The sequence below is a fragment of the Streptomyces sp. NPDC002588 genome (genome assembly GCF_040295925.1).
Classification (GTDB): Bacteria; Actinomycetota; Actinomycetes; order Streptomycetales; family Streptomycetaceae; genus Streptomyces.
The window spans coordinates 69,675-95,364 of record NZ_JBEOWF010000031.1; the positions used below are offsets into that span (position 1 = coordinate 69,675).

A 25,690-nucleotide genomic window follows, 5' to 3' on the forward strand; every position below is an offset into this window, starting at 1 on the left:
TGGGAACGGGAGGGCCGGTGCGGGGACGACGCCGGGTGCGGGAGGGCCGGGTGCGGAAGGCCGGGTGCGGAGGCCGCCGGTGCGGTGCGGAGTGGTCGCTCGGGTCAGCGGCAGGACCTGCGGGTCGTCGGCGAGATGTTCCGGCGGAGGGCGGGCGGCAGGTGCGTCCGTCGCGGGCTCCCCGCTCGGCCCGGGTCCGGGGGATTCATGACTTGACCGCCCCGGCGGACATCCCGGCGACCACCTGGCGCTGGAAGAAGACGAAGATGACCAGCAGCGGCAGGACGCCGAGCAGGGCGGCCGGGAAGAGGGTGGTCGGCTGCACGGTGTGCGGGTCGATGAAGGAGTAGGCGTTCACCATGACCGTCCGCTTGCCGGGGTCCTGCAGGAACACCAGCGGGACGAGCAGGTCGTTCCAGATCTGCAGGGAGACGAAGGTCAGCAGCGTGCTGGTGACCGGCCGCAGCAGCGGGAGGAGGATCGTGAAGAAGGTACGGAAGGCGCCGCAGCCGTCGAGGGCCGCCGCCTCCTCCAGGTCGACCGGGATCGAGCGGATGAAACTGGTGTAGAAGAACACGGCGACCGGGAGGTTCAGGGCCGTGTAGATGCAGACGACGCCTGCGTACGTGTCCAGCAGGCCGAGGTCGCGCATCAGCAGGTACAGCGGCGCCACCACCACGAACACGGGCACCGAGGTGCCGAGGATGAACAGCCGGTACACCGCGGTGGACCAGTGCTGGGTGATCCGGGCGAGCGGATAGGCGGCCAGCGAGCCGATCACGGTGATGGCCACACACGAAAGGCCGGTGATGAGGACGGTGTTGAGGGTGCTGGGCCCGTAGTGGATCTGGCTGAAGGCGTCCGAGAAGTTCTTCAGGGTCAGCGAGTGCGGGAGGCCCAGCGGGGAGCGGGCCACGTCCGCGGCGGTGCGCAGCGAGGTGACGACGGTGAAGAGGAACGGCAGGACGAACAGGAGCGTGCCCAGGCAGAGCAGGACGGTGCCGAGGCCGCCGGCCAGACGGCGGAGCCGGCCGAGGGGCGCCCTGGATGTCGTACCGCCGGCGGGGAGGCGGGTCGCGGTCCGGGGCCCGGAGACCGGCGGGGCGTCCGGCGTGGTGATGTCTGAAGTCATGGTGGCGATCCGTCAGATTCCTTGAGAGGCCGTCAGATGCGTCGCTCGCGCAGCCGGAGCAGGGAGGAGGTGGCGCTGGACAGGACGACCACGGTCACCAGGAGGACGACCGACAGCGCGACGCCGTAGGCGAACTTCCCGCCGCCGAACACGTTCCGGTACACCAGCAGTGTCAGTGTGTCGGTGGCTCCGGCCGGGCCGCCGTTGGTCAGGACGAGCGGGAACTCGAAGACCTTCAGCGAGCCGATCAGGCTGAGGGTCACGTTGACGGTGAGCGCGGGGGCGAGCAGCGGCCACTCGACGCTGCGGAAGCGCCGCCAGCCGCCCGCGCCGTCCAGCGCGGCCGCCTCGAGGAGTTCGGTGGGCATGCTCATGTAGCTGGCGAGGAAGATCGCGCAGGAGTAGCCGGTGAACATCCAGATGTTGACGGCGGCCACCGAGTACAGGGCGGTGGAGGTGTCGCCGAGCCAGACGTGGTTGAGACCGTGCAGTCCGACGAGGTCGAGGAGGGCGTTGATGCCGCCGGTCGGGGCGAACAGGTACGACCAGATGAAGGCGGCCATCACCGGCGAGATCAGCGTCGGTGTCAGCAGGACGACACTGAGCGACTTGCGGACCTTCGGCCGGCGGAACAGCATGCTCGCGAAGAGCAGGCCGAGGCCGTTCTGCACGACCACGACGACGGCGGCGTACAGCACGGTGTGCCAGAGGGCGGCGGAGACGGCCGGGTCGTCGGCCATGGCACGGTACTGCCGGGTGCCGACGAAGTCGGCGATCGGGCCGCCGAGGCTGTCGGTCATGCTCAGGTAGACGCCGCGGGCCAGCGGGTACAGCATGAACACGCCGTACACGGTGATCGCCGGAAGCAGGAAGGCGGCCATGGTGGCACGCCGTCGGTGGAACACGGGGATCCTCCTCTTGCCCTGAAGGGCCGTGGTGGGGGCGGTCAGTGAGCCGCTGACCCCGCACCCCCACCACGGCTGACCAGGGGGTGGCCGGTTACTTGGCGGACGCCGCGGTCTGGATGTCCTTGAGCGTCTGCGCGGCGGACGCCTTGCCCGGCAGGTAGGCCTGGATCTTGGAGCCGATGGCGGTCTCGGCCGCGGCGGCGTACCAGGAGTCGGACGGGAGGATCCGGTAACGCCCGTCCTTGAAGGCCGTGGTGAAGGCCGTCGTCTCGGTGCTCTCCGGCGTCAGGCCGCCCGTGAAGGGCGACTCCGCGTGCTCGGCCTCGAGGTACTTGGACAGATTCTGGTTCTGCGACCAGAACTTGACGTACTCACGCGCCGCGTCACCCTGCTTGGACTGGGAGTTGACGGCCCACATGGTGCCGGAGAAGAGCATCCCGTTGGGCTTGGTGCCCGCGGCGCCGCCCGGCCAGGGAGCGAAGGAGACCGGGAAGCCGGCCTTCTTGATGTTGGAGACCTGCCAGGCGCCCTGGTACCAGAAGGCGCTCTTGCCGGCGCTGAAGTCCTGCGGGCCCTGGGCCCACTCGTCGACGCCGAGCTCGTTCTTCCAGTCGACGTACCCCTTGTCCTCCAGGGTCTTCAGCTCCTCCAGCGAAGCCTTCCAGTCGGGGTCGAAGGACGCCTTGCCGTCCAGGAAGTCGGCGTCCCACTTCTTGTTCTGCTGGTAGACCAGGGTGGACCCGGCGGCCTGGAAGACGGAACTGCCGGTCCAGCCGCTCTTGTCGGGCAGCGCGATGGGGTCGATGCCGGCCTTCTTGACCTTGGCGAGGTCCGCGAGGAACGTCGGCCAGTCGGCGGGGACCTCGGTTATGCCGGCCTTCTTCAGCAGGTCCATGTTGGCGTACAGGCCGATGCCGATCAGCTCCATCGGCATGGCGAGGGTCTTGCCGTCGGACTGCGCGAAGGCCTTGGCGTCGGGGGTGATCCGGCTGGCCCACGACTCCTCGGACAGATCGGCGAGGTAGCCGGAGGCGCCCCACTTCTTCATCTTGTCCGTGTCGACCATGATGACGTCGCCGGCCTTGCCGCCGAGCAGTTCGGGCTGGAGCTTCTGCGTGTAGGTGTCGTTCGCGGTGATGTACTCGAAGTCGACCTTGATCTTCGGGTTGGCCTTCTCGAACGCCTTGTTGATCTCCGCCACGTTCGCGGGCTCCGCCCCGCCGCCCTTCCACGCTTCCACGTGGATGGTCACGGTGCCGTCGGCGGACGCACCGGACGATCCGCCGCCGCACGCGGCCAGCGACATCGCCATGGCGGCGACCGTGGTGGCGACCGCGAGACGTCTCCCAGAGCGCTTCATTGCACACCTCACCTGTCGGTACGGACCGACTTGTCATGTCTGAAGGGGTTGTGGACGATCAGCCCGCGCCGGGTGGGTACAGCGCTGATACGTACGGAAAGGGGCCGGTCGACCCGAGTTGCGGCGAACGTTACGCGCCGTTGGCCGGGACTGTAACGCAAAACTTAGCGGACATCTATACGTAACTTTCCGTGGCCGTCTGCCCTCGTCAGGCTTGCCGCGCCTGGCCGGTACCCATCCCCGCGACCCTCGCGCACGCCCTGTTCGAAGGGTCGAATCCCGCTCCCACTTGGGCGTTCATTGACGCCCTACGCAACTTATCGTTAAAGTTTCCCCGAGTAGGTGGCGAGGATGCCGAGCCGCAGGCTCTAATGTCTGCGCTGGCTCCGATGTCTTCGCGGACCGAGCAGAAGGAGTTGGGGTGGCAGGGCGGGTGACCATCGCGCAGGTGGCCGAGGAGGCCGGTGTCTCCGCGATGACCGTGTCCAACGTCATGAACGGCAAGCCGGGGGCCTCCGAGGAGACCCGGCGCCGTGTCATGGAGGTGGCCGGGCGGCTCGGCTACCGGCCGAACGTCTCGGCCCGCAACCTCAAGGCCGGCCGCAGCGGCCTCGTCGGCCTCATCGCCCTGGATCTCACCAGCCAGTACGGCCTGGAGATCCTCCGTGGCGTCGCCGACGAACTGGCCAGCGCGGAACAGGAGTTGCTGGTCAACGCCTCGTACCACGACGCGGTGCGGGAGAAGGACCGGATCGAGTTCCTGGCCCGCGGCCTCGTCGACGGCGTCCTCATGATCGCGCCCGTCCTGGAGGACGAGACCGTCGCACTGCTGCGCCGGCAGAAACTGCCCTGCGTCATCATCGACCCCCGGCGGCTGGACGTACCGCTGCCCCGGCTGAGCGTCGACAACTACCACGGGATGCGCCAGGGCACCCAGCACCTGATCGACCTGGGGCACACCCGGATCGCCTACCTGCGCGGCGAAGAGGACCTCGAGAGCACGTCCATCCGCTTCCAGGGCTTCGAGGACGCGATGCGGATCGCCGGGCTGAAGGTCGACGAACAGCTCGTCGCCTCGTGCGACTTCTCCTACGCCAGCGGCTTCCGCGCCGCGTCCCGCCTGATCACCGATCACCGTCCGACGGCGGTCGTCGCCGGGGCCGACCTGATGGCACTCGGCGCCATCGACGCGGCGCGGGCCTGCGGACTCACCGTGCCCACCGACTTCTCCGTCGTCGGCTTCGACGACCTCCCGCAGGCGGCGCAGAGCTTCCCCGGTCTGACCACCGTGCGTCAGCCGCTGCACGACATGGGCCAGAAGGCGGCCCGGGCGCTGCTGTCCGTCATCGACGGGCAGCGGCTGCTCATGGAGCACATGGAGGTGGGCACCGAGCTCGTGGTCCGCAACTCCACCGCTCCGCCGTCCGGGGGCACCGGGGTGTGACCCGCCGGGCCGGGCGCCACGCCCGGCGCCCGGGGTTCAGCCCGCGGGCCGAGTGACCGCTGTCACACCGCTCTCGGCCGTGGCGCCGTCGAGGAGGTCCCGCGTCGGCATCCGTCGCCTTCACCCACCGCCCCGCCCCGGCCGCACAAGGGTGATCCGGGCGACCACCGGCAGATGGTCGCTGCCCGTCGCGGGCAGGGTACGGATCTGGCCGACGGTGGCCGAACGGGCCATCACCTGATCGATCCGGACCACCGGGAAGGCGGCGGGGAAACTGAAGGCGAAACCCCGCTCCGCCACGTTCATCCGGGAGGTCAGCGGGGCCAGCCCGCGGTCGTCCACCGTGCCGTTGAGATCGCCCAGCAGGATCACCGTGCCCAGCTTCTCGGCGGCGACGGCGCCGCCCAGCAGGCGGGCACTCTCGTCGCGCCTCGAGGACGCCAGGCCACCGGCCCCGACCCGGACCGAGGGCAGGTGGGCGACGTACACCGCGACCTCGCCGTACGGCGTGCGGACCGCCGTCCGAAGTCCGCGACTCCACGCCCCCGTGATCCCCTCGGGTCTGATGTCCACCCGCCGGGCACCGCTCAGCGGATGCCTCGACCACAGTCCGACCGTGCCCCGGACTGCGTGGTACGGATACTCGGGGGCGAGGGTCCTCGCGTAGACCTCCAGCGCCGGGGACACCAGCTCCTCCAGCGCGATGAGATCGGACCCGGCGCCGGCCAGGGCGCGGGCCGTGCCCGCGGGATCGGTGTTGTCGTCGCTCACGTTGTGCTGCGCCACCACCAGGTCCCGCCCGCCGCCCTCCGCCCCGGGCAGCAGCAGTCCCCCGAAGGCGTGCGTCCAAGCCGCCACCGGCAGCAGCACGGCCACCAGGGCGGGCGGCGAGCGCCGCAGCAGGGCCAGAACGAACAGCACCGCGACCACCAGACCCAGCCACGGGAGAAAGGCCTCCAGCAGACTTCCCGGACGGCCCGCCGAGTTCGGCACGGCCCTGGGGAACACCAGCAGTCCGGCCGTCAGCACCGCCACGGCGGCCGTCACCCACCCCCGCTCCCGGACCGGCCGCCACCTCGCGGCCCCACCGGCACCCCACGGTCCCACCCGCTCCGCCATGCCACTCCCACCCCTTGATCCCGTCCACCCGAAGACGAACCCCGCGGGCGGGACAGTTCCGCTCCCCGCACGCGTTCACGGCGCCGTGCGCCTCACCGGCGCACGCCCGCCGAGCAGCACCGCGCAGGCGCCGACGGTCAGCAGCCCGCCGACGAGGAAGGCGCCCCGCACACCGGCGAGCGGCAGGACCGCTCCCCCGATCGCCGCGCCCGCCCTGATACCCGCGTTGCAGGAACCGGAGTTCGCCGCCGGCGCGATCTCCGTCCGGCCGGGTGCGCAGTGCAGCATCGCGTTCTGGGCGGCCATGAACACCGGCCCGAGCGCACCGCCCGTCAACACCAGGAACCCCACCGCCGCCACGCGATCGGTGCCGGCCGCGTACAGGCCGAGCATGCCCACCGCCTGCGTGGCGACGGCGGCGCCCAGCACGCCCTGCGGGAACCGGTGCAGCAGTGCCCCGGCAATGCCCACCCCGGCCAGACACGCGGTGCCGAACGCCACGAGCAGCGCGCTGACCGTGCCCGGGGCGAATCCGCGCACGTCGCCCAGGAACTTCACGATGTAGGTGTATCCGGCGAACGCCCCCGTGGCGGACAGGGCCCCGGCCGCCGGCACGGTCCCGAACCGGCGGACGTCGGGAGCCGTTCCGTAGGCGGCGCTCTCCTCCCGCGGAGGCGTCGTCGGCAGCCGGACCGCGATCGTCATCAGAGAGAGCAGTCCCAGCGCCGCCGGCACGGCGACGGGTACCGGCCGGCCGCTGTGCCGGCCCAGCCAGGTCCCGGCCGGCACGCCGAGCACGAGGGCGAGCGAACCGGCGACGGACGGCGCGCCGACCACGCGTCCACGGACGCCGGGCGCGAACAGACCCACCGCGACCGGCCCCATCACGGCCCAGAACAGCGCCTGCGCGAGCGCGGTCAGCAGCCTGGCCGCCAGGAGCAGACCGTAGGAAGTGGCCGCCGCGGCGACCAGACTGGACACCACCAGCGCCGCCGGCACGCCCGTGAGCACATGCCGCCGGGGCACCGCCCGCATGACGTGGGCGAGCGGCACGGACGCGACGGCGACCGTCACTCCGTAGCCGGTGACCAGCAGACCGACCGCCGGCACCGACACGCCCAGGTTCCCGGAGATCAGCTCCAGGAGACCGACCGGCAGGTTCTCCGCGGTGTTGAAGGTGAAGGCGGCCGGCATCAGGGCCGCGAGCACGGCCGGACCGTGCCGTCGATCCGGGCGCGTCGTGACCACCCGGTCGGCTCGCCGCGGCCCCGTCCGCTGCGCCGGCCCGGTGGTCTCCTCCATGCGGGTGGCTCACCCGGCACAGGGGTCCGCCGCAACCGGATTCCCCGGGAAGGTCTCGACTGCGGCCGCGGTGACGGGGATGAGGAGCGCGCCCGGCGAAGCCCTCGGTGGACCGGATCGCGGGACGTCGTCAGCGGTGGATGCGGGGCAGACGGACGACCTGGACGAAGAAGTCGTCGATCTGGCGCACCGCGGCGATGAACTGGTCGAGGTCGACGGGCTTGGTGACGTAGGCGTTCGCGTGCAGTTTGTAGCTGCGCAGGATGTCCTCCTCCGCGGCGGAGGTGGTGAGGACCACGACGGGGATGTGGGACAGGTCGGGGTCGGACTTGATCTTCTCGAGCACCTGACGGCCGTCGTACTTGGGCAGGTTCAGGTCGAGGAGGACGAGATCGGGCCGCGGCGCGTCGGTGTGTTCGCCGCGCCGGTAGAGGAAGTCGAGTGCTTCTTCGCCGTCGCGGACCACGTGGAGGGTGTTGCCGATCCTGTTGTCCTCGAACGCCTCGCGCGTCATGAGCTCGTCGCCGGGGTCGTCCTCGATGAGGAGGACGTCGATCGGGGTGGCGGCGGGTGTGGTCATTCCAGGGCCTCTTCCTCGGTGTCGTGCGGGGCGTCCGGCGTCTGTGCGACGGCCGGGAGCGTGAAACGGAAGCGGGTGCCCTCGCCGTTGACGGTGTCGATCCAGATCAGGCCGCCGTGGTACTCGACGATCTTCTTGCAGAGTGCGAGGCCGATGCCGGTGCCGCCGTACGTGTCCCGGCTGTGCAGCCGCTGGAAGATGACGAAGACCTTCTCGGCGAACTCCTGCGGTATGCCGATGCCGTTGTCGGTGACGCTCAGGAGCCAGGTGCCGGCGTCTTCGGGATGCTCCTCGCATGTGATGCGGATGTGCGGAGTGCGGTCGGGGTGGCGGAACTTGACGGCGTTGCCGACCAGGTTCTGCCAGAGCATGGCGAGCAGCAGGGGGTCCCCGACGATCTCGGGCAGCTTCTCCGGCCGTTCGAGCGTGGCACCGGCCTCGGTCACCGCCGTGTCCAGGTTGCCGAGGGCCCGGTCGAGCGCCTGGTCGAGGCCGACGGGCAGTCGGGCGTCGTTGACTCGGCCGACGCGGGAGAAGGTGAGCAGGTCGTTGATGAGCACCTGCATGCGTTTGGCGCCGTCGACGGCGAAGTCGACGTACTGCCGGCCGCGGTCGTCCAGCTTCTCGCCGTAGCGTTTCTCCAGCAGCTGGCAGAAGGAGGCCACCTTGCGCAGCGGCTCCTGCAGGTCGTGGGAGGCGACGTAGGCGAACTGCTCCAGTTCGGCGTTGGAGCGCCGCAGTTCCACGGCCTGGGCGTCGAGGGCCTCGGCCTGCCGGGTGAGGCTGTCCCGCCGGCGGCGTGAGGCGTCGAGTTCGGCGACGATCTGCTGCCGCATGTACTCCACGTCCAGCGCCACCGCGGTCAGGTCCCTGGGGCCTCCGCCGGTGATGACATGGCCGAAGTCGCCGCGAGCGACCCTCCGGGAGGACTCGCGCAGTGCCGCGAGCGGCCTGGCCACCAGCAGCCGGACCAGTACGGCCAGGACCGCGCCGGTCAGCAGGAAGGTCACGACCATGGCGGTGAGGATCACGGTGCGGAGGGTCCGTGACCGCTCCAGCCGGTCCTTGCCGTCGCGGACGGTGCGCGCCAGGTCGGCGTCCTGCGCGGCGGCCAGGGCGCGCAGCCGGTCGAACGCCTTCTTGCCCCGTTCGGCGGTCGCGGTGTCGATGGTCCCCGGGTGCCCCACGGTGACACCGGCGACGAGGGGTTCGGCGTAGGTGCGGCGCCAGTGGGCGGCCTGTTCCTCGACCGCCTTCAGGTCGGCGAGGAGGGTCGTGTGGTCACCGACGAGGGTGCGCAGCCGGGCGGCCGAGCGGGCCTCGTCGCGTCTGCCCTGGGAGTACGGTTCGAGGAACTGGGGGTCGGCGGCGATGGCGTAACCGCGAACGCCGGTCTCCTGGTTCACCAGGGCCGACTGCAGGCGGTAGGCCTCGGTCCGGGCCGGCAGGACCCGGTCGGCCAACTGGTCGCTGGTGTCCGCGGTCCGGCCGAGCAGACCCGCCCCGACCAGGCTGCCGGCGACCACCAGCAGCATCATCAGGGACAGCACCAGGTGGAACCACCCCTGGACCGTCAGCCGGCGGCCGCTCCACGTCCGGCGGGTCTCGTCCCTGCTCACTGTGCTCCGCTCACTCTGTTCTCCGACCCCGTCCTGCCTGCGGCCGTCCCGTGTTCCAGCGCAGGTGCAGGACGGCCACGTCGTCGTCCAGGCCGCCCTGCCCCTCCGCCAGGTCCTCCGCACGCTCGATCAGCCCGTCGACGAAGGCCTCGGGCCCCAGCGCGCCCACGTCCCGCGCGAGGCGCAGCAGGCCCTCCTCCCCCAGCCGCTCGGTGCCGCGGCCGACATGCCCCTCGAACAGACCGTCGGTGAACAGCACCACGGCCGCGCTGTCCGGCACGTGCAGTTCCTCGACCGGCCAGCGGGCGCGGCCGGGCAGCACGCCGAGCGCGGGCCCGGCCGGTACCTCCACCCACTCCACGTGGGACGCCGTGCGCAGCAGCATCCCCGGATGTCCGGCTCGCGTGATCCGCACATGCCCGGCGCCCGGCGTCACGGTGAGGCTGGTCAGGGTGGCGAAGACCTCGGTCCGGGCCCGCTCGGCCACGAGGATCTCCTCGAGCCGTGTCACCTGCTGCGCGCCGGTCACTCCGCAGAGCACGAGGGTGCGCCAGGCGATCCGCAGGGCCACTCCCAGGGCGGCCTCGTCGGGCCCGTGCCCCGACACGTCCCCGATCAGCGCGTGGACGGTGCCGTCCGTGCTCTGCACGATGTCGTAGAAGTCACCGCCCAGCAGGGCCTGGGAGCGGCCGGGACGGTAGCGGGCCACGGCTTCGACGCCGTCGCCGCGCAGCAGCGGACGCGGCAGCAGGCCCCGTTCCAGGCGAGCGTTCTCCTGGGCCTGCATCTGGCTGGCCTGCAGGGCCACGGCCGCCAGCTCGGCCTGCTTGCGCTGGATGGCGTAGCGCACGGCCCGCCCGAACAGGTCCGGTTCGACCCGGCCCTTGACCAGGTAGTCCTGGGCGCCCGCCGCCACGGCGGCCAGTCCGGTCTCCTCCTCGGCCGTCCCGGTGAGCACGACCACCGCGACCTGGTCGGCGTGCGTCCGGATCCGGGAGACCGCCTCAAGCCCGTGCGCATCCGGAAGGTGCAGGTCCAGCAGCACGCAGTCGGGCGTCTCCCGGGCCAGCACAGCGCGGGCCTCTGCCATCGAGCGCACCCACCGCAGACGCATCGTCAGAGCGCTGTCGGCGACCAGTTCCTCCACCAGTAACGCGTCGCCGGCATCGTCCTCGACCAGCAGGACGGACGGCTCGCGCCACTGCCGCACCAGCCCGGCGCCGTCGATGCCGGGGGCGGCCGCGCCTGCGGCCTGCGGTTGCGACGTCACCATTGTCCCGGCTTCCCCACCCTGCGCGCCCAACCCTTTTGTTGCCGACCGACAACTGTCATGAGCATACTCGCGCCCGCGGCCCGCTCACCGCGTGGCGCCGGCCGGGAGTACGGCACGCCGGCCGATGCCCATGGTGCCGCTGTGACGGGATGTTCGCGAAGGGGCGGGCGTCGGCATCCGGACGCCCTGGAGCCGTCACGACCCGTCAGCCGGCTTTCTCATGGCGGGGCCGGGGACGGGCGGACCGGCTCGAGACGGTGGTGCCGCCCGCGGCGGCGCGGGCCGGGGCGTCCGGCAGGGTGAAGGCGAAGACCGATGTCACCGCCGCGATGGCCGCGAGGGCGAGATAGGCGTGCTGGTAGGCGGCGACGGGCGGATCCGTGGCGGCCGCGGCCGGGGTGCCCAGGACCAGGGCCGTGGTCACCGCCGCCGGCGCGAGAGCCCCTCCGGTCTGGCGCACCACGGTGTTCAGCGTGGAGGCCTGGGCCAGGTCCTCCCGGGCGATGTTGGCGAGCGAGGCCACGGTCGTCGGCATGAACACCCCGCCCATGGCGATGCCGAGCAGGAACATGTAGACGCGGAAGGTCCACAGGCCGGTGTCCTGGTCGCAGGTGGCGAAGAGCAGCAGGACCACGCTCACGCCCGCCAGGCCGCAGCCGACGATGATCCGCGGACCGACGCGGGCGTAGAGGACGCCGGCGACCTGGACGGTCAGCAGCACGCCGAAGGCCTCGGGGAAGGTGGTGGTGCCGGATTCGAGAGCGGTGCGGCCCTGCGCCTGCTGGAGGAAGAGCGGGCCGAGGTACATGGCGCCGAGGATCGGAATCAGACCGACCAGGTTGATCAGGTTGGTGTCGCGGAAGAGACGGTCCGCGAAGAGACGGAGCTTCAGGAGCGGTTCGGTGGTGCGCAGTTCGAAGGTGACGGCGGCGGCGAGCAGGACCGCGCCGAGGACCAGTGCGGTGACCACGACGCCGTTCGACCAGCCTCGGTTGGGGCCCTCGCAGAGGCCGAACATCGCCGCTCCCAGGCCCGCCGCGCTCAGCAGCAGCCCGGTCAGGTCGAAGCGGCCGGGCGGGCGGCCGCGGTGCTCGGCCAGGAACAGCATGCCGAACAGCACCACCGGGACACCCACCGGCAGGTTGACGTAGAAGACCCAGCGCCAGGACAGGTGGTCCACCAGCAGCCCGCCGAGGACGGGAGCCGCGGCCGGGGCCATCTGCTGCGGGACGATCATGTAGCGGGAGATCCGCACCTGTTCGGACGAGGTGAAGGTGGCGAAGAGCAGGGCCGCGGAGGCCGGGAAGAGGACGCCGGCGGACAGTCCCTGGACCGCGCGGAAGGCGACGAGTTGGGCGAGACCGGCGGCCGTGCCGCACAGCAGGGACGAGCCGAGGAAGGCGGCGAGCGCGGTGAGCAGGACACGTTTGCCGCCGAATCGTTCCACCAGCCAGGCGGAGGCCGGGATGGCCATGGCCAGGCAGACGGGGTAGACGACGACCACCCCGTCGAGGGCGGCCGTGGTCAGCCGGAACTGGCGGGCGATCGAGGGAAGCGCGACGGTGGTGATCGCTCCGTCGACGATCGCGATGAAGGTCACGCTGACACACATGACGGGGACGACCAGCCGCTGGCCGAGACGGAGGGAGGGTATGGAGGGGCGGGGACGGTGAGGGAACGGCGACACATGCTGAGCATACTCACTATGTGGATGCTCATAGAATCGGGTTTCCGGTGCACCGGGGACCGGGGAGACGGGGAGCGGCATGGCAGTGCAAGGCAGCAGCGACGTCCTGGTCGACGAGCTCTACGAGACCACCCACCAGCTCCGCCGGTTCGTGGAGGCCCGGTTGCGGACCGGTGGCGCGTCCGTCGCCCGGCTGCGCGCCATGCGGATGCTCGCGCGGGCGAAGGAGCCCCTTCGGATGCGGGACCTGAGCGAGATGACGGGCGTCGCGGCACGGACGACGACCAGCATCGTCGACAGCCTGGAACGCGACGGCCTGGTCGAACGGGTCCGCCACCCGCACGACCGGCGGGCGTTCCTGCTGCGCCTGACCGAAAAGGGGCTGGAATGCCACCGCGAGGCCGAGGAGGTGGACCGCCTCGCGCTCGCCGAGGCGACGGCCGCGCTGAGCGCGGATGACCGCGCCCAGCTGCGCACCCTCCTGACCCGCATCCGTGAGGCCACTTCCTGACGGTGCCGGTGCCGGGGTGTCAGTGTCTGCGGCCGCGCACCGACCATCCGCTGCCGACGCCCGCCAGGTGCAGGGCCAGGACGGTGAGTCCGAGCAGCATCACGTTGGTCGAGGTGAAGGTGTCGTTCGTCGAGATCTCCGCCGCGTTGATCAGGAAGGCGAAGAAGAAGAGAATCGCAGAGATGATCGCCAGCATGGTGTCCGTCCCGTCTTTCGGCCGAGCCGTCGTACCGCGTGAAGTCCGGTTGCCCCCGACTCGGCGGAACACACCGGCCCTTCCACGGTCACTGGGCGCTTGCCGCGGGCCGCACGACGAGTTCGTTGACGTCGACCTCTGCGGGCTGGGACACGGCGTAGGCGATGGCGTCCGCGACGGCGGCGGCGGGCAGGGCCACCGCGCGGTACGACTTCATGGCCTCCCGGGCCGCGGCGTCGGAGATGCCGTCGGCGAGTTCCGACTCGGTCACGCCCGGCGAGACGAGGGTGACCCGGATGTCCCCGGCGGACTCCTGCCGCAGCCCCTCGGAGATGGCGCGGACGGCGAACTTGGTGGCGCAGTACACGGCGGCGGTGGGTGAGACCTCGTACGCGCCGACGGAGGCGATGTTCACGACGTGCCCGCCGCCCTGGGCGCGCATCACGGGCAGCGCGGCGGCGATGCCGTGCAGTACACCGCGCACGTTCACGTCGATCATCCGGTCCCACTCGTCGACCTTCAGCGCGTCGAGCGGCGAGAGCGGCATCACGCCGGCGTTGTTGACGATCACGTCCAGTCGGCCGTGGCGCTCGCGGGCGGCGGCCACGAACGACCGCACGTCGGCGGCGTCCGTGACGTCCAGCCGACGGTAGTGCGCGGTGCCACCCGCGGCGGTGATCTCCTTGGCGAGCGTCTCGAGACGATCGGTGCGCCGCGCTCCGAGGAGGAGTCGGTGGCCGTCGGCGGCGAGCCGGCGGGCGGTCGCCTCTCCGATCCCGCTGCTCGCTCCGGTGACCGCGACGACCTTGCCTGCGTGCGTCATGCCTGTTCTCCCGTTTCGGTGGGGCACGTTCGGTACGGCACCGAGTCTCGGCGGATCGGTGACCGCCCACCAGGACGTGTGCTGCCTGGGTGCGGTGCACCCAGGCAGCACAGACGCGGCGGCCCGGCCCCCTCCTCCGTGCCTGCCCCTCGGGTGACGGCAGATCAGCAGGTGCGGCCGACGTAGTGGGCGCCCTGGATCTTGTCGGCGGAACCGAGCCACGTCGTGCCCGGGCCGACGCATCGCTCGTAGTCGGACGCCCAGGCGACGTCCACCTTGATGACGACCCGTGAGCCGTCGGAGGTGCAGTGGTTGTAGTAGGCGTCGGAGGCGGTCTCGTAGAAGCCGCACGGGTTGGCGGCCGCCGGACCCGCGGCGGCGGTCGTCGCGCCCAGCGACGTGAACACGAGGGCGGCGGAACCGAGAACACCCGTCATCAATCGGCGAACACGCATGACAGAACTCCTCAACCGGATGGGGAACCCGCGTCCCGGGGGAAACCCGGATCCGCAGGCCGATCGGACATCCGCCCCAGGATGTTCGCCCGGCCACCGGCTGTTGGCCGAAACGGGCGCCGTTCACCCAGTGGATCGTTTCGGCGCTACGCCATTCCGGTGAGTGCGGCCCGGGTCAGGGTGTCACGCCCTGGCCGCGGACCACCCGACGCCTGTGACCGGAGACCGGGGCCTGTCCTGCCGACGTGGTCAGCCGCGGTCGGCCTCGTTCCGTCCTGCGGGTGGTTTGGGGCCGGGCCGACGCGTGTGCGGCCCGTCCGCTCGCAGACTGGGCGGGGCGGCGCGCCGGCGCCGGGAGGAGGGGGACGCATGGCGGACAGCGGGATTCTGGTCGCGGTACCGGAGCATCCACGGGACGAGAGCGCCGGCGCCCGGCAGTTGGTGCGCATCCGCACGGCGATCGAGACGCGGGGGTTCGACGTCCGCTGGGCGGTCGACGTCGCCGACGCGGAGGCGGTGCTGCGCACGGAGGCCGGGCTGACCGCGGCGCTGGTCGCCTGGGACCTTCCGGACCGAGGGCGCCGCGAGGGCGAGCCCGGTGGTGCCGGGGTGCTGCGCTCCATCGGCCGGCGGTTCCGGGACCTGCCGGTCTTCCTGGTCATGACCGACGACGGCGTACGGGACCTGCCGCTGTGGGTGTCGGAGTCGGTGGTGGGATACGTGTGGCCGCTGGAGGACACGCCGGGGTTCATCGCGGGCCGGATCACCACCGCCGCCAGGACCTACCGGGATGCCGTCCTGCCGCCCTTCTTCCGGGCGCTGCGCCGCTTCGACGACGCCCACGAGTACTCCTGGCACACCCCGGCCCACTCCGGCGGTGTCGCCCTGCTGAAGTCTCCCGCGGGGCGGGCCTTCCACGACTACTTCGGGGAGCGGCTGCTGCGCAGCGACCTGTCGATCTCCGTCGGTGAACTCGGCTCGCTGTTCGAGCACACCGGCCCGATCGGTGAGGCGGAGCGCAACGCCGCCCGCGTGTTCGGCTCCGACCTCACCTACTTCGTGCTGCACGGGGACTCCACCTGCAACCGCGTGGTCGGCCACTTCAGCGCAACCCGTGACGAGATCGCGCTGGTGGACCGCAACTGCCACAAGTCGGTGCTGCACGGGCTGGTCGTGTCCGGTGCGCGCCCGGTCTATCTCGTCCCCACCCGCAACGGCTACGGGCTGGCCGGACCGCTCCCCCCGGCGGAGCTCGCGGCGGACTCGGTCGCGGCCCGGATCGCGGCGAACCCGCTGACCGGGCAGGCCGCGCCGCCGCACGCCCAGTACGCCGTCTTCACCAACTCGACCTACGACGGCCTGTGTTACGACGCCTCGGCGGCGGCGCGGGCGCTCGCCGCGAGTTCCCCCCGGCTGCATTTCGACGAGGCGTGGTTCGCGTACGCCCGGTTCCACCCGCTCTACGCAGGCCGGTACGGCATGTCGGTGGACGAGGACACCTTCCCCGGCCCCGACCGGCCGACGGTCTTCGCGACGCACTCCACCCACAAGCTGCTGGCCGCCCTCTCGCAGAGCGCGATGATCCACGTCAGGCCCGCCCCCAGGGCGCCCGTCGAACACGACCGGTTCAACGAGGCGCTGATGATGCACGGCACCACCTCCCCGCTCTACCCGATGATCGCCTCGCTGGACGTGGCGACCGCCATGATGGACGGTCCGCAGGGCCACTGGCTGCTCGACGAGGCCGTGACCGAGGCGGTCCGGTTCCGCCAGGAGATGGTCCGCATCCGGCGCAGGATCGAGGAGGCCGGCGACCGGCCGCCGTGGTTCTTCGGGGTGTGGCAGCCCGAGACGGTCACCGACCCGGGCACCGGCGCCCGCCTGCCCTTCGACGAGGCCCCCGCCGACCTGCTGCGCACCGAGCCGTCGTGCTGGCAGCTGGAGCCCGGCGCCGCCTGGCACGGGTTCCCGGGGCTGACCGACGGCTACTGCCTGCTCGATCCGATCAAGGTCACCCTGACCTGCCCCGGCATCGACGCGACCGGGGAGACCGCCGACCGGGGCATCCCGGCCCGGGTGCTCACCGCGTATCTGGCCACGCGGAACATCGTGGTGGAGAAGACCGACAGCTACACCACGCTCGTCCTCTTCTCCATGGGCATCACGAAGGGCAAGTGGGGGACCCTCCTCGACGCCCTGATGGACTTCAAGGCCCTCCACGACGAGAACGCCCGCCTCGACCGTGTGCTGCCCGCGCTGGTCGCCGAACACCCCCGGCGCTACGCCGGGCTGACCCTGCGCGAGCTGTGCCAGGAGATGCACGACCAGCTGCGTTCGACCGGCCTGGTCGAGCTGCTGGACAGCGCGTTCCGGGAGCTGCCGGAGCCGGTCGCCCCGCCCCAGCTGTGCTACCAGCGGCTGATCCGCGGCGGCACGCACCGGGTGCGGCTCGCCGACGCGGCAGGGCAGGTGGCCGCCGCCATGGTCACCGTCACCCCGCCCGGCATTCCCGTCCTCATGCCCGGCGAGAGCGTCGGCGCACCCGACGGCCCGCTGTTGCGCTACCTCTGCGCCCTGGAGTCCTTCGACCGTCGTTTCCCCGGTTTCCGCAGCGAGACCCATGGGGTGACCCTCGACCCGGACAGCGGCGACTACCTCATCGAGTGTCTGCGCCCGACGGCCGACGCCGTGTCAGGGCCGGTGGGGCGGGCCCGCCGCACCGTGCCACCGGCTCAGCGCGGGCAGCCGAAGTGGCGGAATACGTAGCCGGTTACGTGGTTCTACTGAGGTTCGTTGCCCGCCCGACGTCTAGGTTGTGATCTTCGGAAGCGGCGCACGGTGTTGAGGGGACTGAGTGACAGGCAACGCCCGGGGAACACGAAGTAGTTGGGCGACCTGGCTGGTGGCGGGGAGTCTGTTGGCCGGATGCTCGGCCCAGGCGACCGGCAGCGGGCCCTCCCGGCAGAGCGACGCGGCGACGGCCTCTGCCTCGCCGGGCGCCGGGGCGGCGACCCCGTCGGGCGGCGCGTCCGCCTCCTCCCCCGCCTCCTCCGTGTTCACGCCCGATGCCTCCCTCGTCCCCCGGACCTCGCAGGACGGGGGCCGGCTGGCCGGGTCGGTCGTGCTCGCCCCGGCCGACTGGGGCCGGGGTTTCGTCGCCCAGGATCCGGCCGAGAGCACGCCGGGGACCTGGGCCGTGCTGGACGAGAGCTGCCGGTGGGAGCGGGAGAAGCTGCCGCGCGGGGTGCTGGCGAGCACGTCCCGCTACAGCCGGCTGCCGGCGGGAGGAGGCAGGAGCGCGGTCAAGGTGACGGCCGTCGCCAGCGTGCACGCCTCCGTCCTCGGCGCCGACGAACAGCTGAGCACCACCCTCGAAGAGGTGCTGCGCTGCCCGGAACAGCGGCCCCGGTCCAGCGAGCGGATCACGGGTCTGATGTCGCTGGGCACGCCCTTCGGCGCCCGGGAGCAGGAGTACGCCGACGACTCCGTGCTGGAGGCGGGGCAGTTCGCCGAGGACGGCGGTACCGCGCAGTCGTACCGGTGGATGGTCGCCCGGCTGGGCACGGTCGTCGTGGCCGTCTCCGTGACGGGCGGCACCGGGCACACCGATCAGGAACTCAACGAACTGGGCAGCAAGGCCCTGGCTCAGATGCTGACGCGCGTCGAGCAGCGGCTGAAAGGGAAGTGATGGAGCCGCTGCGTACCTCCGACCCCGCCAGGCTGGCGGGCTACCGGCTGCTCGGACGGCTCGGCGCGGGCGGCATGGGTGTGGTGTACCTGGCCCGCTCGGCCGGCGGAACCCTGGTCGCGCTGAAGGTGATCCAGGCCGAGTACGCCGAGGACGGCGACTTCCGGGAGCGGTTCCGGCGCGAGGCGGACACCGCCCGCCGGATGACCAGCCCGTGGGTGGCGTCCCTCGTGGACGCGGATCCCGGGGCGGATCAGCCCTGGCTCGCGACCGCGTTCGTCCCCGGCCCCTCGCTGGGTGAGGCCGTCGCCGCGCACGGTCCGCTGCCCGCGCCGAGCCTCAGGGTGCTGGGTGCCCGGCTCGCCGAGGCGCTCGGGGAACTGCATGCCGCCGGTCTCGTGCACCGGGACGTCAAGCCCGGCAACGTGCTGCTGGCGCTCGACGGACCACGGCTGATCGACTTCGGTGTGGCCCGCGATCCCGAGGACCCCGCGCTCACCTCGACCGGTGTCGTGGTCGGCACGCCGGGGTTCCTGCCGCCGGAACAGGCGCGGGGCGGGCGGGACCCGGGAGCGGCCGGAGACGTCTTCTCCCTGGGCTGTGTGCTGGCCTTCGCGGCGACCGGCCGTCCTCCGTTCGGCACCGGGACGATCGACGCGCTGCTGTACCGCACGGTGCACGACGCGCCGGACGTGGAGGGTGTCCCGGCGGAGCTCGCCGAGGTGGTGAGCGGCTGTCTCGAGAAGGATCCGGAGCTGCGGCCCACGGCCGGATCGCTGTCCGAGGCCCTCACGGCGAGCGCACCCGCCTCCCCTCCCGATCCGCGCGAGGCCCTGCGGGCCGTGCGCCCCGAAGCGTCCGAGGACGCGGTTCCCGGCGAAGAGGACTGGCTGCCCGGGCCGTTGGTCCGGCTGATCGCGGAGCGGTCGGCCGCCGGGCTCGCGCTGCCCTCGATCGACGACACCGAGGTCGACCCCGCGTCCGCCGGCACCTCGGGCGGGGGCACCGCCTCCGGCGGCGCCACACCGGCGGACGGCACGGCCTCGCAGTCGGCGTCCCGTGGCGTCGGCAGACGCCGGTTCCTCCTGCTGACGGCAGGCGCCGCGGCCGTCACGGCCGGGGGCGGAGCGGCCGTGTGGGCGGCGTTCTCCGGTGACGGCGGGAACGACGAACCGACCCCGGCGGCCACCGGTCCGGTGCACACCCTCGGTCTGCACGCCGACCTGTCCGGCGACCAGAAGACGGTCGGCCGGGCTCAGGAGCGGGGGCTGCGGCTCGCGGTCGACGAGTTCAACTCCCGTGCGGACAAGCCGTTCACGCTCGCCGTGAAGACAGTGGACGACGGCGGCGATCCGGCCCGCTCGGTCGCGGCGGCCAAAAAGCTGGTCGCCGACCGTTCCGTGCTGGCCGTGATCGGTCCCACCACGGACGCCACCGCCCTGGCCGCGCTGGCGACGTACGACGCCGCCTCGCTGCCGCTGATCGCGGTGTCGCCCGGCGCGACCGTGCTGGGGGTGATGGGCAGCCGGTCCTTCCTGCACGCCCGGGTGACGGACACGATCCTGCCGTTCTACCTCGACGCGTATCTGCGCGGCACCGCGAAGTCGCGCACGGTCGGGATCGTCGACGACCGGGCGGCGGACACCTACGGCTGGGAGATCAGCAGCACCCTCGCCAACATCCTGCGGAAGGAACGGCAGCCGGCCGTGCCGAAGGTGGTCAGCGCCCTGCGCACCGACTTCGGGCCGACCCTGGACGCCCTGCTCGCCGGTGGCGCGGACTCCGTCGTCTTCGCCGGCTACCACGACCGGGCCGCGCTGCTGGCCCGGGAGCTGACGAGTCGTGAGTTCAAGGGGGCCCGGACCGCCGCCCAAGGGGTGCTCGACGACCGCTTCCTGTCCGCAGCGGGGGACGCGGCCGACGGCTGGGCGATCGTCGCCCCGGTCATGGACGCCACCGCGGCGCCCGAGGCGAAGGCGTTCACCGCCGCGTACCGCAAGCGTTTCGACGCGGATCCGGCACGGTACGCCGTGGAGACGTACGACGTCGCGCAGCTCGCCCTGCGGACTCTGGGCGGACTGACCGCCGGGCGCCGCACCCGGCAGAACCTGACGACGGCGCTGCGCTCGGCCACCTACAAGGGCATCAGCAGGAACCTCGCGTTCGACAGGACGACCGGGGCACTGGTCATCGACGGCAGCGGCGTCTACCTGTGGAAGGTCGACGGCGGCCGGTTCGCCTACCAGGGCGTGGCGCCGTACCAGGTGTCGACGTGACGCGGCGGCGCTGATGGAGCCGCTCCGCGGAGCCGACCCCGCCAGGATCGGGGGCTACCGGCTGCTGCTCCGGCTGGGCGCGGGCGGCATGGGCGTGGTGTACCTGGCCCGCTCCCCCGGCGGTGCGCTGGCCGCGGTGAAGGTGATCCGCGCGCCGCACGCGGACGACCCGGGATTCCGGGCCCGTTTCCGCCGCGAGGTGGAGACCGCGGGCCGGGTCGTCGACGCCTGGGTGGTACCGCTGCTCGACGCGGACCCGGACGCGGAGTCTCCCTGGCTCGCCACGGCGTTCGTGCCGGGGCCGTCGCTGGCGGAGGCGGTGGCGGAGTGCGGGCCGCTGCCGTACGGGTCCGTGCGCGTCCTGGGCGCGCGGCTGGCCGAGGCGCTGGACGCGGTGCACGGGGCGGGTCTGGTGCACCGGGACGTCAAGCCGGGCAACGTACTGCTCGCGGTCGACGGGCCCCGGATGATCGACTTCGGCATCGCCCGGATGCCGGAGGACACCGCGCTCACCGCCAGCGGGATGGTGGTCGGCTCCCCCGGGTTCCTCTCCCCCGAACAGGCGCAGGGCAGGGGCCGGGAGATCGGGCCGGCCAGTGACGTGTTCTCGTTCGGCTGTCTGCTGGCGTACGCGGTGACGGGCGAGCGCCCGTTCGGGCACGGCTCCGCCGCCGAGACGCTGATGCGTACGGTCCACGACGAGCCGGACCTGGACGGCGTGCCGGAGCCGTTGCTGCCGCTGCTGCGGGCGTGCCTGGCGAAGGATCCCGGCTCCCGGCCGGCCGTGGCCGGGATACGGCGCGCTCTGGACGGAGCGGGCGAGGCCGGGGCGGGCGAGGCCGAGGGCTGGCTGCCGGAGCCGCTGACCCGGCTGATCGCGCGGCGTTCGGCCGCCGTGCTCGCCCTGCCCGCCGTCACGGCGACCGAGGTGTCCGGGGCGGCCGGGGCGACGACGGCGGTCGACACGGATCCCGTACGCGGCGGAGGTGCCACGCGCCGCCGGTTCCTGGTGCTGGGCTCGGCCGCCGGGGTCGCGGCGGCCGGTGGAACGGCGGCCTGGTGGACGACACGCGGTCCCGGCCGCACCTCGGGACAGGGAGGCGCAACCCGGCTCCCGCGGCTCGTCGTAGCCCTGCACGCCGACCTGTCCGGCAGCGGCCGTACGACGGGACGCGCCCAGGAGAACGGCGTCCGGCTCGCCGTCGGCCACCTCAACTCCCGGTCCGGCCGCGGCTTCGACCTGGCGCTGCAGGTGCACGACGACGAGGGCGGCACGACCGGCGCACAGCGGGTCGCCCGGCGGCTGGCGGCCGACGACCGGGTCCGGGCGGTGCTCGGGCCGACCGCCGACGCCTGCGCGAAGGCCACTCTCGGGCTCTACCAGCAGGCGCTGCTGCCGATGGTCGGCGTGTCGGTCGGACTCGACGAGGTGTCCCCCACCACGTACCGGGTGTACGCGGCCACCCGCCCCAATGACGCGACCCTGGCGGCGCCGGTCGTCGCGTACCTGGTCCGCACCGTCGCGGCCCGCACGACGGTCCTGGTCGACGACGCGGCCGAGGGCGACTTCAGCTGGCGGCTGTGCTCGGGCGTCGCCGACGCGGTGCGGTCCGGGCAGCGCACCACGGTCCGGCGCACCCTCGCCGCCGGGGACGACACGGACGGTGACTTCCGTGCCCTCGCGAAGTCGGTGACGGCCGCGGGCGCGGACGCGGTGGTGTTCGGGGGCGGGTACGCGCGGGCGGCGCGGCTGGCCCGGGCGCTGCGCTCCGCCGGGTACTCCGGTGCGCGGCTGGCCACTCAGCGCGCGCTCGACCCCCGCTTCCTCGCCTCGGCGGGCGACTCGGCCGAGGGCTGGGTGTTCGCCACCGCCTTCCTCGATCCGGCCCGGGTGACGGCCGCGAAGTCCTTCGTCGCCGCCTACCGCGCGCGTTTCGGCACCGCTCCGCCCTGGTATGCCGCCGAGGCGTACGACGCGACGCTGTTCGTGGCCAAGGCGATGGCCGAGCTGGGCGCGTCGGGTGCGGAGCGGGGCGCGATCACGGGCCGGTTGCGCGAGACCGACTACCGGGGGATCACCAAACGACTGCGCTACGACTCCCACACCTACCGCTACACGGACGCGATGTACCTGTTCCGGGCGAGCGGGGGCGCGTTCCGCTGGCTCGGCGAGTACCGGGACGCCACGGCCTGAGATCCGTTCAGGCCCGCCGGCCGAGGGCGGCCCGCGTCATGAGGCCCGCGAGCGCCGAACGGGACGACACGGACGTCTTGCGGTAGATGGCCGAGAGGTGGGTCTCGACCGTACGGCGGCTGAGGTACAGCTTCGTCGCGATGGCCTGGTTGCTGAGTCCTTCGGCGACGAGTTCGGCGATCTCCCCTTCGCGTGCGGTGAGCTGGTCGAGCTCGGTGGGCACGTGCGAGGCCTCCTCGGTCTCGGGCCGCACGAGTGCGGCGAGGTCGGACAGCAGGCGCGCACCGCCGCCGTCGGCGATACGGCGGCCCCGCTCCCACATCGCCAGGGCGCCCGGACGGTCGCCCGCGGCCTGTGCCTGGACGGAGGCCAGCAGCAGGGAGTACGCCTCCCACAGCGTCGCGCCGGACGGGGCGTACGCCTGCGCGGCGCGTTCGAAGAGGCGTGCGGCGGCGCGGCTGTCCCCGCGGTGCTGGGCGAGCGCCGCCTCGGCGCGCAGTGCCGCCGCGCGCTGTCCGTGCAGACCGATCCGGTCGGCTTCCGCGCCGGCTCGCGCGGCCCAGCGGGCGGCCTGCTCGGCGTCGCCGAGTGCGAGGGCGGTGCCGACGAGGGTGTCGAGCTGGCCGGGGCGGGTGGACGGCTGCAACCCCAGCAGTTCGGGGCCGCCGGCTTGCAGGATGGTGTCCTGGGCGCGGTGCGGGTCGCCGCTCACGAACGCCGTGTGGCCGAGCACGCACCTGGCCAGCGAGGCCCACCAGTGGTCACTCGCGCCTGCCGCGGCCACGGCCTCCTCCGCGGTCGTCAGGGCGGTGGTGTCCCCGAAGGGGCTGCGCAGGAGAAGGATGAGCGACTTGAAGCACAGGGTGAAGGCCAGCAGGTCGCTGCTGCCGACGGCTCGTGCGACGGACTCCGCCTCCTCGGCGGACTCCAGGGCGGACGGCAGCCGGCAGGTGTTCAGGTGCACGAAGGCCCTGCTGCTCAGCAGGTGGGGCAGGACATGGACCTGGCCGCTGCGACGGGCGATGTCCAGGCCCCGCTCGGCGTGGCGTTCCGCGTCGGAGTACCGCTCCAGCAGGGCTTCCGCCCAGGCCAGCCAGACCAGCGACTCGCACGGTCCGGTGAGGTCGGGGTCGGTCAGACCGTCCGCGAGCGCGGCCGCGGCGTCGGCGAACTCCCGGGCCGCCGCCGTCCGCCCTTCGTAGGCCTCTCCCAGCGCTGCCAGGGCCAGGGTCCCCGTCTCTCCCATGAGGTCGCCGTGGGTACGGGCCACCGCGAGCGTCCGCTCGATGTCGTCGCGCACGTCGGGGTAGGAGACGGTGTTGAGGGCGGCCATGCCGAGGGCCAGCCCCAGGGAGACCGCCTGGCGGGGCTCGGGTCCGGGGCGGCGGACCAGTTCCCGCTGCAGCAGGGCGATCGCTTCCGGGGAGTGTCCGAGGTGGCGTTCCATCATGGCGCACAGCGCTATCGCGTCCCCGCGCAGCGATGTGCCGTCCGGCTCGGACCGGCTGATCAGTGTGTGGAGCAGATCGCGGCTCTCCCGCAGGCTGCCGCCCACGCCGAGGGCTCTGGCGCGGGCGAGGGTCAGCTCCCCGCGCCGCTGTGCGAACACGGGTGTGTCCGGCATGAGCCGGAGGACGACGTCCAGCAGATGGGCGGCGGTCGCGGGCGCGGTGTGCGCGAACTGGGCGGCGGCCTCGCTCAGCACGGCCGCGGCCGCGGGGTCCCAGCCGGTCAGCGACCGCTCGATGTGATGGGCCCGCTCGGCGGCCGGGGCGCCGGCCCGGGCCAGTTCGTCCGCCGCGCCGCGGTGGATCCCGGTTCGGCGCGATGCGGCGGTGTTCTCGTAGACCAGTGCCCGCAGCAGCGGGTGGCGCAGCGTCCAGCGGCCGTCGGATGCCCGGCGCAGCAGATCGCGCCGCGCCAGGGCGTCGACGCAGTCGTCGAGTTCCTCCGCCGTGGGGAGTCCGGCCGTGAGACCCAGCATCGCGGGTGTGGCGTGGTCGCCGAGGACCGCGACCGCTTCGACGGTGCGGCGCTGCGCGGCGGTCAGCGCGGTCAGTTCGTCCAGGAGCAGCGCTCCCAGCCCGCTCGGCACCCCGGACACGGTGTCGCCCGGGGTCCGGACGGTGGTGCCGCGCGAGGGCGTGCCGTGCCGGTACGCGTGCAGCAGCGACAGGAGCCAGAGCGGATTTCCCTCGCTGGACGCGTAGATCTCCTTGGCGTCGGCCGGGGGGAGGTCGGGGGCCAGCGCCTCGATCGATTCCGTCTCGGGCAGCGGGCGCAGCGCCATGGGCAGTACGGCCGCGGTGTCGACGCCTCGGGTCAGGGCGGCGGCGAGCGAGTGCGGTGTCTGCCGTTCCCGGCGGGCCACGACCAGCAGCACCCGGCCCCTCACGGGGTGCCGGATCAAGTGGTCCAGCAACTCCAGGGACGCGGGATCCGCCCAGTGCAGGTCGTCCAGGGCCATCACCAGGCCGCCGCGCTCCCCGAGCCCGGTGAGCACGTCCGCGACGGCACGGTAGAGGCCGAACCGGTCGCGGTGGTCCGCGCCCGGCGTGGCGGTCCGGGCTCCGTCGGCGCCGCGCAGCACCGGCGCCGCCGCCTCGGGGACGGCTTCCGAGTCGAGAAAGGCACGGTCGGCGTCGGCGAACGCGTCGGTGAACGTCTGGAACGGCGTGTGCCGCTCGTACTCCGTGGCCCTGCCGCGGAGCACGGTCAGCCCGCGCCGCCGTGCCCGTGCGCAGAACTCGCTCAGCAGCCGGCTCTTCCCCATGCCGGCGTCCGAGACGATGTCGATCACGGCGGGAACGCCGTCCTGCCCGAGGCCCCCGATCACCGAGTCGAGCCGCTGGAGCTCCTCGGCCCTGCCGACCAGCATCGTCGTCGTCCCGTCCAACGCTGGCACCAGCGCCTCTCCATTCCCCGCCGAAGCCGTGTGATCGTTTCCGGGCGGCCGCCCCTGGGTGACCGTACCCGCGCAAGCGGGCGATGTCTTCATGGACCCGTCATATCTTGCCCAATCACCCCACACCGCTCCCCTCTGCTCTCCTGTGGGACCACGAGTGTGGACGCCCGTAGGTGCATCACGACGGGAAGCGAGCGCGCGGTTCCCCCGGCACCGAG

Annotated in this window: 19 protein-coding genes; 6 read left to right on the forward strand and 13 right to left on the reverse strand. The window is 72.6% G+C overall.

The features are described from left to right. Positions 1-205 precede the first annotated feature (205 nt). The 3 genes from ABT057_RS31140 to ABT057_RS31150 form a co-directional block, all read right to left on the reverse strand. The gene (locus ABT057_RS31140; RefSeq protein ID WP_352346971.1) at positions 206-1,132 is read right to left on the reverse strand and encodes a carbohydrate ABC transporter permease; all 927 of its coding nucleotides are present in this window, start codon (positions 1,130-1,132) and stop codon (positions 206-208) included. A gap of 32 nt (positions 1,133-1,164) precedes the next feature. Further along, positions 1,165-2,037: a carbohydrate ABC transporter permease gene (locus ABT057_RS31145; RefSeq protein ID WP_352346972.1), complete on the reverse strand. Its 873-nt coding sequence runs from the start codon at positions 2,035-2,037 to the stop codon at positions 1,165-1,167. 94 nt (positions 2,038-2,131) lie between these two features. After that, positions 2,132-3,400 carry an ABC transporter substrate-binding protein gene (locus ABT057_RS31150; RefSeq protein ID WP_352346973.1) on the reverse strand — a complete coding sequence of 423 codons (1,269 nt, stop codon included), beginning with the start codon at positions 3,398-3,400 and terminating at the stop codon, positions 2,132-2,134. 421 nt (positions 3,401-3,821) lie between these two features. Between ABT057_RS31150 and ABT057_RS31155 the strand changes: the two genes are divergently transcribed. Beyond that, the gene (locus tag ABT057_RS31155; RefSeq protein ID WP_352346974.1) at positions 3,822-4,844 is read left to right on the forward strand and encodes a LacI family DNA-binding transcriptional regulator; all 1,023 of its coding nucleotides are present in this window, start codon (positions 3,822-3,824) and stop codon (positions 4,842-4,844) included. A 120-nt stretch (positions 4,845-4,964) separates the two neighbouring features. On the opposite strand, the gene ABT057_RS31160 is transcribed toward ABT057_RS31155, so the two are convergent. The 6 genes from ABT057_RS31160 to ABT057_RS31185 all read right to left on the reverse strand — a co-directional run bounded on the left by ABT057_RS31160 (position 4,965) and on the right by ABT057_RS31185 (position 12,337). After that, entirely contained in the window at positions 4,965-5,891 is a 927-nt protein-coding gene (locus ABT057_RS31160) for an endonuclease/exonuclease/phosphatase family protein (RefSeq protein ID WP_502973997.1), read from the reverse strand. A 147-nt stretch (positions 5,892-6,038) separates the two neighbouring features. Further along, the gene (locus ABT057_RS31165; protein WP_352347021.1) at positions 6,039-7,157 is read right to left on the reverse strand and encodes an MFS transporter; all 1,119 of its coding nucleotides are present in this window, start codon (positions 7,155-7,157) and stop codon (positions 6,039-6,041) included. Between the two features lie 238 nt (positions 7,158-7,395). Continuing rightward, the gene (locus ABT057_RS31170) at positions 7,396-7,845 is read right to left on the reverse strand and encodes a response regulator (RefSeq protein WP_352346976.1); all 450 of its coding nucleotides are present in this window, start codon (positions 7,843-7,845) and stop codon (positions 7,396-7,398) included. Next, positions 7,842-9,383 carry a sensor histidine kinase gene (locus ABT057_RS31175; RefSeq protein WP_352347022.1) on the reverse strand — a complete coding sequence of 514 codons (1,542 nt, stop codon included), beginning with the start codon at positions 9,381-9,383 and terminating at the stop codon, positions 7,842-7,844. The genes ABT057_RS31170 and ABT057_RS31175 overlap by 4 nt, the downstream gene beginning before the upstream one ends. A 91-nt stretch (positions 9,384-9,474) precedes the next feature. Beyond that, positions 9,475-10,737, reverse strand: a complete 1,263-nt coding sequence (locus ABT057_RS31180) for a PP2C family protein-serine/threonine phosphatase (RefSeq protein WP_352346977.1) — start codon at positions 10,735-10,737, stop codon at positions 9,475-9,477. Between the two features lie 205 nt (positions 10,738-10,942). Then, entirely contained in the window at positions 10,943-12,337 is a 1,395-nt protein-coding gene (locus ABT057_RS31185; protein WP_502973995.1) for a DHA2 family efflux MFS transporter permease subunit, read from the reverse strand. A 166-nt stretch (positions 12,338-12,503) separates the two neighbouring features. Between ABT057_RS31185 and ABT057_RS31190 the strand changes: the two genes are divergently transcribed. Next, positions 12,504-12,935 (forward strand): MarR family winged helix-turn-helix transcriptional regulator, encoded by a 432-nt coding sequence (locus ABT057_RS31190; RefSeq protein WP_352346979.1) that lies wholly within the window; start codon positions 12,504-12,506, stop codon positions 12,933-12,935. Positions 12,936-12,954: 19 nt separating this feature from the next. Here the strand turns inward: ABT057_RS31190 and ABT057_RS31195 are convergent, their stop codons facing one another. The 3 genes from ABT057_RS31195 to ABT057_RS31205 form a co-directional block, all read right to left on the reverse strand. Beyond that, complete coding sequence (locus tag ABT057_RS31195; RefSeq protein WP_352346980.1) at positions 12,955-13,131, reverse strand: hypothetical protein; 177 nt, start codon at positions 13,129-13,131, stop codon at positions 12,955-12,957. Between the two features lie 88 nt (positions 13,132-13,219). Next, complete coding sequence (locus tag ABT057_RS31200) at positions 13,220-13,954, reverse strand: SDR family oxidoreductase (RefSeq protein WP_352346981.1); 735 nt, start codon at positions 13,952-13,954, stop codon at positions 13,220-13,222. A gap of 164 nt (positions 13,955-14,118) precedes the next feature. Next, positions 14,119-14,409, reverse strand: coding sequence for a DUF6355 family natural product biosynthesis protein (locus ABT057_RS31205; protein ID WP_352346982.1), 291 nt, complete (start codon positions 14,407-14,409; stop codon positions 14,119-14,121). Positions 14,410-14,778: 369 nt separating this feature from the next. On the opposite strand from ABT057_RS31205, the gene ABT057_RS31210 reads away from it, so the two are divergent. From ABT057_RS31210 to ABT057_RS31225, 4 genes are all read left to right on the forward strand, one after another. Beyond that, the gene (locus ABT057_RS31210; RefSeq protein WP_352346983.1) at positions 14,779-17,175 is read left to right on the forward strand and encodes an Orn/Lys/Arg family decarboxylase; all 2,397 of its coding nucleotides are present in this window, start codon (positions 14,779-14,781) and stop codon (positions 17,173-17,175) included. 88 nt (positions 17,176-17,263) lie between these two features. Further along, positions 17,264-18,097, forward strand: a complete 834-nt coding sequence (locus ABT057_RS31215; RefSeq protein ID WP_352346984.1) for a hypothetical protein — start codon at positions 17,264-17,266, stop codon at positions 18,095-18,097. Continuing rightward, entirely contained in the window at positions 18,097-20,373 is a 2,277-nt protein-coding gene (locus ABT057_RS31220; RefSeq protein ID WP_352346985.1) for a bifunctional serine/threonine-protein kinase/ABC transporter substrate-binding protein, read from the forward strand. The genes ABT057_RS31215 and ABT057_RS31220 overlap by 1 nt, the downstream gene beginning before the upstream one ends. A 13-nt stretch (positions 20,374-20,386) precedes the next feature. Then, positions 20,387-22,567, forward strand: coding sequence for a bifunctional serine/threonine-protein kinase/ABC transporter substrate-binding protein (locus ABT057_RS31225; protein WP_352346986.1), 2,181 nt, complete (start codon positions 20,387-20,389; stop codon positions 22,565-22,567). Between the two features lie 7 nt (positions 22,568-22,574). Here ABT057_RS31225 and ABT057_RS31230 read toward each other — a convergent pair whose 3' ends face one another. Further along, entirely contained in the window at positions 22,575-25,472 is a 2,898-nt protein-coding gene (locus tag ABT057_RS31230; protein ID WP_352346987.1) for a helix-turn-helix transcriptional regulator, read from the reverse strand. Positions 25,473-25,690 lie beyond the last annotated feature (218 nt).

Bases quoted from the DNA above. Each gene is read 5' to 3' on its own strand.
- ABT057_RS31140 (WP_352346971.1), bottom strand. From the start codon at position 1,132: ATGACTTCAGACATCACCACGCCGGACGCCCCGCCGGTCTCCGGGCCC.
- ABT057_RS31165 (WP_352347021.1), bottom strand. From the start codon at position 7,157: ATGCCGGCCGCCTTCACCTTCAACACCGCGGAGAACCTGCCGGTCGGT.
- ABT057_RS31175 (WP_352347022.1), bottom strand. From the start codon at position 9,383: ATGATGCTGCTGGTGGTCGCCGGCAGCCTGGTCGGGGCGGGTCTGCTC.
- ABT057_RS31210 (WP_352346983.1), top strand. From the start codon at position 14,779: ATGGCGGACAGCGGGATTCTGGTCGCGGTACCGGAGCATCCACGGGAC.
- ABT057_RS31220 (WP_352346985.1), top strand. From the start codon at position 18,097: ATGGAGCCGCTGCGTACCTCCGACCCCGCCAGGCTGGCGGGCTACCGG.
- ABT057_RS31195 (WP_352346980.1), bottom strand. From the start codon at position 13,131: ATGCTGGCGATCATCTCTGCGATTCTCTTCTTCTTCGCCTTCCTGATC.
- ABT057_RS31200 (WP_352346981.1), bottom strand. From the start codon at position 13,954: ATGACGCACGCAGGCAAGGTCGTCGCGGTCACCGGAGCGAGCAGCGGG.
- ABT057_RS31190 (WP_352346979.1), top strand. From the start codon at position 12,504: ATGGCAGTGCAAGGCAGCAGCGACGTCCTGGTCGACGAGCTCTACGAG.
- ABT057_RS31150 (WP_352346973.1), bottom strand. From the start codon at position 3,400: ATGAAGCGCTCTGGGAGACGTCTCGCGGTCGCCACCACGGTCGCCGCC.
- ABT057_RS31225 (WP_352346986.1), top strand. From the start codon at position 20,387: ATGGAGCCGCTCCGCGGAGCCGACCCCGCCAGGATCGGGGGCTACCGG.
- ABT057_RS31205 (WP_352346982.1), bottom strand. From the start codon at position 14,409: ATGCGTGTTCGCCGATTGATGACGGGTGTTCTCGGTTCCGCCGCCCTC.
- ABT057_RS31170 (WP_352346976.1), bottom strand. From the start codon at position 7,845: ATGACCACACCCGCCGCCACCCCGATCGACGTCCTCCTCATCGAGGAC.
- ABT057_RS31180 (WP_352346977.1), bottom strand. From the start codon at position 10,737: ATGGTGACGTCGCAACCGCAGGCCGCAGGCGCGGCCGCCCCCGGCATC.